9 protein-coding genes are annotated in these 7,046 nt (G+C 73.5%); 7 read left to right on the top strand and 2 right to left on the bottom strand.

The features are described from left to right. Together C9E82_RS01425 and cobJ are read left to right on the top strand one after the other, a co-directional pair. Positions 1–747, top strand: a complete 747-nt coding sequence (locus C9E82_RS01425) for a precorrin-2 C(20)-methyltransferase (RefSeq protein WP_119900981.1) — start codon at positions 1–3, stop codon at positions 745–747. Next, positions 744–1,484 carry a precorrin-3B C(17)-methyltransferase gene (gene cobJ / locus C9E82_RS01430; protein WP_119900982.1) on the top strand — a complete coding sequence of 247 codons (741 nt, stop codon included), beginning with the start codon at positions 744–746 and terminating at the stop codon, positions 1,482–1,484. Before C9E82_RS01425 ends, cobJ begins: the two co-directional genes overlap by 4 nt. Here the strand turns inward: cobJ and C9E82_RS01435 are convergent. Next, a complete protein-coding gene (locus C9E82_RS01435) occupies positions 1,454–2,206 on the bottom strand; it encodes a cobalt-precorrin-6A reductase (RefSeq protein ID WP_119900983.1) in 753 nt (250 codons plus the stop codon). The two genes, cobJ and C9E82_RS01435, sit on opposite strands and share 31 nt — an antisense overlap. Between C9E82_RS01435 and cbiE the strand changes: the two genes are divergently transcribed. The 5 genes from cbiE to cobF are packed head-to-tail and all read left to right on the top strand — an operon-like array spanning position 2,205 to position 6,628. Then, complete coding sequence (cbiE, locus tag C9E82_RS01440; RefSeq protein ID WP_119900984.1) at positions 2,205–3,395, top strand: precorrin-6y C5,15-methyltransferase (decarboxylating) subunit CbiE; 1,191 nt, start codon at positions 2,205–2,207, stop codon at positions 3,393–3,395. The genes C9E82_RS01435 and cbiE overlap by 2 nt on opposite strands. Further along, positions 3,392–3,760, top strand: coding sequence for a cobalamin biosynthesis protein (locus C9E82_RS01445; protein WP_119900985.1), 369 nt, complete (start codon positions 3,392–3,394; stop codon positions 3,758–3,760). Before cbiE ends, C9E82_RS01445 begins: the two co-directional genes overlap by 4 nt. Continuing rightward, complete coding sequence (gene cobM, locus C9E82_RS01450) at positions 3,757–4,530, top strand: precorrin-4 C(11)-methyltransferase (RefSeq protein WP_119900986.1); 774 nt, start codon at positions 3,757–3,759, stop codon at positions 4,528–4,530. Before C9E82_RS01445 ends, cobM begins: the two co-directional genes overlap by 4 nt. Then, complete coding sequence (locus tag C9E82_RS01455; protein ID WP_119900987.1) at positions 4,527–5,876, top strand: cobyrinate a,c-diamide synthase; 1,350 nt, start codon at positions 4,527–4,529, stop codon at positions 5,874–5,876. Before cobM ends, C9E82_RS01455 begins: the two co-directional genes overlap by 4 nt. Beyond that, complete coding sequence (gene cobF, locus C9E82_RS01460; protein ID WP_119900988.1) at positions 5,873–6,628, top strand: precorrin-6A synthase (deacetylating); 756 nt, start codon at positions 5,873–5,875, stop codon at positions 6,626–6,628. Before C9E82_RS01455 ends, cobF begins: the two co-directional genes overlap by 4 nt. Positions 6,629–6,635: 7 nt before the next feature. Here cobF and iolB read toward each other — a convergent pair. Beyond that, positions 6,636–7,046 (bottom strand): 5-deoxy-glucuronate isomerase (gene iolB / locus C9E82_RS01465; protein ID WP_122449175.1); only part of this gene is annotated, 411 nt, incomplete at its 5' end.

Raw genomic sequence — 7,046 nt, forward strand, 5'->3', positions numbered from 1 at the left:
GTGGAACGGGGCAGGATCATCTGCGCGGGGCTGGGGCCGGGCGATCCCGACCTGATCTCGGTCCGGGCCGACCGGGCGATCCGGGGTGCGCGCCACCTGGCCTATTTCCGCAAGGCGGGCCAGCAGGGGCAGGCGCGGCGCATCGTCCAGGGGATGCTGGCGCCGGGCGTGACCGAATATGCGATGGAATACCCGGTCACGACCGAGATCCCCTTCGACAGCCCCGAATACAACGCCCTGCTGGCCGCCTTCTATGACGGCTGGGCCGCGCGGCTGGCGGAACTGGCCCGGAGCCAGGAAATCGTCGTGCTGTGCGAGGGCGACCCGTTCTTCTACGGTTCCTTCATGCATCTGTGGCTGCGGCTGCGCGACCTGGTCCCGGTCGAGATCATCCCCGGCATTCCCGGCATGGCCGGCTGCTGGACGGCCAGCGGCACGCCGATCACCTGGGGCGACGACGTGATGACGGTGCTGATGGGCACCCTGCCCGAGGCGGAACTGGCCCGCCACATGCGCCGGGCCGATGCGCTGGTGGTGATGAAGACCGGCCGCAACCTGCCCAAGGTCCGCCGCGCGCTGGCCGCCGCCGGACGGCTGGACCAGGCCTGGCTGGTCGAGCGCGGCACCATGCCCGGCCAGCGCATCGCCCGGCTGGTCGATACCGAGGATGCCGACTGCCCCTATTTCGCGCTGGTGCTGGTCCACGGCCAGGGCCGCCGCCCGCAAAGCGCCGAGGCCGCCGAATGAGCGGCTGGCTGGCCGTCGCCGGGCTGGGACCGGGCGCCGAGGCGCTGGTGACGCCCGAAGTCGACGCCGCGCTGGCGCAGGCCACCGATGTCGTGGGCTATATCCCCTATGTCGCCCGCGTCGCGCCGCGTCCCGGCCTGGCGCTGCACCCCTCGGACAACCGGGTCGAGCTGGACCGTGCCCGCGCCGCGCTGGACATGGCGGCGGCAGGGCGGCGGGTGGTGGTGGTCTCGTCGGGCGATCCGGGGGTCTTCGCCATGGCCTCGGCGATCTTCGAGGCCGTCGAGGCCCAGCCCGCCTATGCAAGCCTCGACATCCGCATCCTGCCCGGCATCACCGCCATGCTGGCCGCCGCCGCCCGCGCCGGCGCGCCGCTTGGCCATGATTTCTGCACGATCAACCTGTCGGACAACCTGAAACCCTTCGCAATGATCGAAACCCGCCTGCGTCATGCCGCGCGGGCCGATTTCGCGATGGCCTTCTACAATCCCCGATCCGCCAGCCGCCCGCATCAATTCGCCCGCGTGCTGGAGATCCTGCGCGAGGAATGCGGCCCCGACCGGCTGGCGGTCTTCGCCCGCGCCGTCTCGACGCCCCAGGAACGGCTGCGGACCGTGACCCTGGCCGAGGCCGCGCCCGAGATGGCCGACATGCGCACCGTGGTGCTGGTCGGGAATGCCGCGACGCGCCGGGTCGGGCGCTGGGTCTATACGCCGCGCAGCGCCGGGGCGGCCTGATGCAACCAGGCCATCGCATCACCGGGTTCCGCGACGGTCGGACGCATGGGCAGCGCGGGGCGGTCGATCATCACCACCGGCAGATGAAGCGCGCGGGCGGCGTCCAGCTTGGCGCTTGCCCCGGTGCCGCCAGCATTCTTGGCGACCAGATGGGTGATGCCATGCGCCTGCATCAGCGCCTGGTCCGCGGCGGCCTCGAAGGGGCCGCGCGCGATCACGACATGGGCATCGGGCAGCGGCAGCGCCTCGGGCGGATCGACCAGCCGCAGCAGATAGTGGTTCCGCCGCACCGCGAAACCCGCCAGGTTCTGCCGGCCGATGGCCAGGAACACCCGCGCGCCGGTCTCGGGCAGCGCAAGGACCGCCGCCGGAATATCCGCCACGCGCGTCCAGTCGTCCCCCGGCCCGGCGCGCCAGGCGGGGCGTTCCAGCGACAGCAGCGGCGTGCCGGTCGCGCGGCAGGCGGCAACGGCGTTCAGGCTGATCCGTGCCGCGAAGGGATGGGTGGCGTCGATCACATGGGTCATGCGATGATCGCGCAGGTATCGCGCCAGACCCTCGGGCCCGCCGAAGCCGCCGATCCTGACCGGCAGCGGCTGCGCGACGGGCGCGGCGGTCCGGCCCGCATAGGAAAACACGGCCTCGGCCCCGGCGCCGGCCAGCAGGCGGGCAAGCGCGCTGGCCTCGGAGGTGCCGCCCAGAAGAAGGATGCGGGGGCGCATGGCTGATCCCTGGCTGACGATCATCGGTATCGGCGAGGATGGCCTTGACGGGCTGCCGGATGCAAGCCGCCGCGCGCTGGACGATGCCGGCGCGATCTTCGGCGGGCCCCGGCACCTGGCGCTGGCCGGGGCGGGGGCGCGGGGCCGCGAATGGCCGGTGCCCTTCGATGTCGCCCCGGTGCTGGCGCTGCGCGGACAGCCGGTGGCGGTGCTGGCCTCGGGCGATCCGTTCTGGTTCGGCGCGGGCGGCAGCCTGACCGCGCATCTGCGCCCCGGCGAATGGCGCGCCCTGCCCGCGCCCGGCACCTTCGCGCTGGCCGCCGCGCGGCTGGGCTGGCGGATCGAGGACACCACCTGCCTGGGCCTGCACGCCGCGCCCTTCGCCAGGGCGCGCCCGCATCTGGCGCGCGGCTGCCGCGTCATCGCCACCCTGCGCGACGAGACCGCCCCCGCTGCGCTGGCCCGCTGGCTGGCCGCGCAGGGGCTGGGCGCGATGCGCATGACCCTGCTGGAGCGGCTGGGCGGGCCGCGCGAACGGATCCTCGACAGCCGCGCCGACGGCTTCGCCGCGACCGGCATCGCGGCCCCGGTCGCGGTGGCGCTGGACGGCGCCGACCTGCCGCGCGAGGCCGGGCTGTCCGCCGTTCCCGGCCGCCCGCAGGCGGTCTTCACCCATGACGGCCAGATCACCCGGCCGCCCGTCCGGGCGATCACCCTGGCCGCGCTGGCCCCGCGCCGGGGCCAGCTTCTGTGGGACGTGGGCGGCGGCTCGGGCTCGATCTCGGTCGAATGGGCGCTGGCCGGGGGCCGGGCGATCTGCATCGAGCCGCGCCCCGACCGCCAGTTGAACATCGCCGCCAATATCACCGCCTTCGGGCTGGAACACCGCGTCGAGCTGTGCCCCGGCGCCGCCCCCGAGGCGCTGAAGGACCTGCCCGTCCCCGATGCCGTCTTCCTGGGCGGCGGCGCCGATCAGGCCATGTTCGCCGCGCTCTGGCCGCTGCTGCCCCAGGGCTCGCGGCTGGTCGCCAATGCCGTGACGCTGGAGACCGAGGCGCTGCTGGCCCAGCTGCAGGCCCGGCATGGCGGGCAGCTGATGCGGATCGCGATCGCCGAAGCCGAGCCTCTGGGCCGGATGCGCGGCTGGCAGGCAGCGCGGCCGGTGGTGCAATGGAGCGTGACGCGATGAGGATCGCCGGGATCGGCTGCCGCGAAGGCGCGCCGCTGGCCGCGCTGACCGCCGCGCTGGAGGCCGCCGAGGCCGTGGCGGGCCGGGCCGTAGCCATCGCCACCATCGCCGCGCGCGCGCCCGAAGCGCGGGCCCTGGCCGAGGCCCGGCGCCTGCCGCTGCGGATCGTGCCGGTCGCGGATGTCGCCACCCCCACGCAATCGCCGCGCATCCTGGCGCTGCACGGCACCGGCTCGGTCGCCGAGGCCGCCGCCCTGGCCGCCGCCGGGCCGGGCGCGCGAATCCTGGCCCGGCGCGTCGCCTCGGCCTGCGGGCGCGCCACCGCCGCCATCGCCATCACCGAACAGTCCGAGGACCAGCCGTGACCGTCCATTTCATCGGCGCCGGTCCGGGCGCCGCCGACCTGATCACCCTGCGCGGCCGCGACCTGATCGCCGCCTGCCCGGTCTGCCTCTATGCCGGCTCGCTGGTGCCCGAGGCGCTGCTGGCCCATTGCCCGCCTGGCGCGCGCATCGTGAATACCGCGCCGCTCAGCCTCGACCAGATCATCGCCGAGATGGCGGCGGCGCACGGGGCCGGCCAGGACGTGGCGCGGCTGCATTCGGGCGACCTGTCGGTCTGGTCGGCGATGGGCGAACAGCTGCGCCGGCTGCGGGCCCTGGAAATCCCCGTCCAGGTGGTGCCGGGCGTGCCCGCCTTCGCCGCCGCCGCCGCCGCCCTTCAGGCCGAGCTGACCCTGCCCGGCATCGCGCAATCGCTGGTGCTGACTCGCACGCCCGGCCGCGCCTCGGCCATGCCCGAGGGCGAGACGCTGGCGAATTTCGCCGCCACCGGCGCGACGCTGGCGATCCACCTGTCGATCCACGCGCTGGAGAGGGTGGTGGCCCAGCTGACCCCGCATTACGGCCCCGACTGCCCGGTGGCGGTGGTCTGGCGCGCCAGCTGGCCCGACCAGCGGGTGATCCGCGCGACCCTTGCCGGGATCGAGGCGCTGGCCCAGGGCATCGACCGCACCGCGCTGATCCTCGTCGGCCCCGCTTTGGCGGCCGAGGGTTTCGCGGAAAGCCGCCTCTATGCCGCCGATTACGACCGCCGCTATCGCCCGACCGGCCCGGACCCGAGGTTTCCCGAATGAGCCCCCCCGGCCTGATGATCTCGGCCCCGTCCTCGGGGACCGGCAAGACCATGCTGATGCTGGGCGTGCTGACCGCCTTGCGGGCGCGCGGGCTGGCGGTGCAGCCCTTCAAGTCCGGCCCCGACTATATCGACCCGGCCTTCCACCTGGCGGCCTCGGGGCGGGCATCGTTCAACCTGGACAGCTGGGCGATGGATGCGTGCCGGATCGCCGCCCATACCGGCGGGCAAGCGCCCGCGGACCTGATGCTGGCGGAAGGCTCGATGGGCCTTTTCGACGGCGTGGCCCGGCCGGGCGAAACCGGCATCGGCGCCAGCGCGGAAATCGCCACGCTGATGGGCTGGCCGGTGGTGCTGGTGCTGGACGTCTCGGGCCAGGCGCAATCGGCGGCGGCCACGGCGCGCGGCTTCGCAACGCTGCAGCCGGACCTGCCCTTCGCGGGAGTGGTGCTGAACCGCGTGGCCTCGCCCCGGCACGAGGCGCTGATCCGGCGCGGCATGGACCAAGCCGGCATCACGGTCCTGGGCGCCCTGCCCCGGCAGGGCAATATCGAGCTGCCCGAGCGGCATCTGGGCCTGGTGCAGGCCGAGGAGACCCCGGAATTGCAGGCGATGCTGGACCGCGCCGGCGCCTTCGTCGCCGCCCATTGCGACCTCGACGCGATCGTCGCGGCGGCGCGCGCACATCCGCCGCTGGCCGCCGCCCCGCATCGCCCCGTCCCGTATCGCCGCGTCCCGCCACCCGGCGCCCGGATCGCGCTGGCCCGCGACGCGGCCTTCAGCTTCGTCTATCCGCATCTGGTCGCGGAATGGCGGGCGCAGGGCGCGACGATCCTGCCGTTCTCGCCGCTGGCCGACCAGGCGCCCGACGACAGCGCCGATGCCTGCTGGCTGCCCGGCGGCTATCCCGAGCTTCACGCGGGCCGGCTGGCGGCGGCGGGAACCTTCCGCGACGGGCTGCGCCGCTTTGCGCGGACGCGGCCCGTGCATGGCGAATGCGGCGGCTACATGGCGCTGGGGGCCGGGCTGGTCGATGCGGATGGCCGGCGCCACCGGATGGCCGGGCTTCTGGGGCTGGAGACCAGCTATCACAAGCGCCGGATGCATCTGGGCTATCGCCTGGCCCGGCTGTCCGCGCCGCTGCCCGGCCTGGCCCAGGGCGCGGCGCTGCGCGGCCATGAATTCCACTATGCCACGATCCTGTCGCAGCCCGACGCGCCCCTGGCGCGGGTTCAGGACGCGAATGGCGAGCCGGTCCCCGAGACCGGATCCCATCGCCCCATGCCGGGCGGCGGCCGGGTCAGCGGCACCTTCTTCCACCTGATCGCGCAGGCAAGCCGGCCATGATCGAACTGACCCTGATCGGCATCGGCACCGGCAATCCCGGCCATGTGACGCTGCAGGCCGTCGAGTCCATGCGCGGGGCCGATCTGGTCCTGATCCCGCTGAAGGGCGGCGACAAGGCCGACCTGGCCGGGCTGCGCCGCCATATCTGCCACACCCATCTGCAGGGGACCGCGACCCGGATCGCCGAATTCGACCTGCCGCTGCGCGATGCCGGCGACCCCGACTATCAGGGCGGCGTCGCCCGCTGGCACGACGCCATCGCCGATGCCTGGGAGAGCGCGATCCGCGCCCATCTGCCGGCGGTGTCGGGGCGGGTGGCGCTGCTGGTCTGGGGCGATCCCTCGCTCTACGACAGCAGCCTGCGCATCGCGAACCGGCTGGAGACACGGATGGCGCTGGCCACCCGCGTCATCCCCGGCATCACCGCGATCCAGGCGCTCTGCGCCGCCCATGCGATGCCCCTGAACCGGATCGGCGCGCCGGTCCAGATCACCACCGGCCGCCGGCTGCGCGACCATGGCTGGCCCGAGGCCGCCGACACGGTGGTGGTGATGCTGGACGGCGGCTGCGCCTTCCGATCGCTGCCGCCCCAGGGCATCCATATCTGGTGGGGCGCCTTCCTGGGCATGGCCGAAGAGATCACCTGCGCCGGCCCCCTGGCCGAGGCCGGCCCCCGGATCGAGCGCCTCCGCGCCCAGGCCCGCGCCGATCACGGCTGGATCATGGACATCTACCTGCTGCGGCGCGGCTGAGGCGGCCTCACCCGATCCCCTCCACCTCCGGCGCCGCCACGAATCGCCAGTTCCTGCGCGGCCCTGCCATGACGTTGAGGTAGTAGAGCTCGAAGCCATGCGGTGCGCCGCAGGGGTGATGCCCACGCGGGACCAGCACCACCTCGCCGTCCTTCACTGCCATTGTCTCGTCGAGGCTGCCGTCATCGGTATAGACCCGCTGCACCGCCCAGCCATCCTTCGGGTTCAGGCGGTGATAATAGGTCTCCTCCAGATAGGTGATGCGCGGGAAATCGTCCTCGTCATGGCGGTGGCTCGGGTAGCTCGACCAATTGCCGGCGGGGGTGAAGACCTCGGTGACCAAGAGCGAATCGCACCAGTCCTCGGCCTCCATGGCGATATTGTTGATGAAGCGGGCATTGCTGCCCTCGCCGCGCTG

The organism is Paracoccus sigandri, assembly GCF_003709565.1.
Classification (GTDB): Bacteria; Pseudomonadota; Alphaproteobacteria; order Rhodobacterales; family Rhodobacteraceae; genus Paracoccus; species Paracoccus siganidrum.

Coding starts and splice junctions, on each gene's coding strand:
- cobJ (WP_119900982.1), top strand. CDS start 744: ATGAGCGGCTGGCTGGCCGTCGCCGGGCTGGGACCGGGCGCCGAGGCG.
- cbiE (WP_119900984.1), top strand. CDS start 2,205: ATGGCTGATCCCTGGCTGACGATCATCGGTATCGGCGAGGATGGCCTT.
- C9E82_RS01435 (WP_119900983.1), bottom strand. CDS start 2,206: ATGCGCCCCCGCATCCTTCTTCTGGGCGGCACCTCCGAGGCCAGCGCG.
- C9E82_RS01445 (WP_119900985.1), top strand. CDS start 3,392: ATGAGGATCGCCGGGATCGGCTGCCGCGAAGGCGCGCCGCTGGCCGCG.
- C9E82_RS01455 (WP_119900987.1), top strand. CDS start 4,527: ATGAGCCCCCCCGGCCTGATGATCTCGGCCCCGTCCTCGGGGACCGGC.
- cobF (WP_119900988.1), top strand. CDS start 5,873: ATGATCGAACTGACCCTGATCGGCATCGGCACCGGCAATCCCGGCCAT.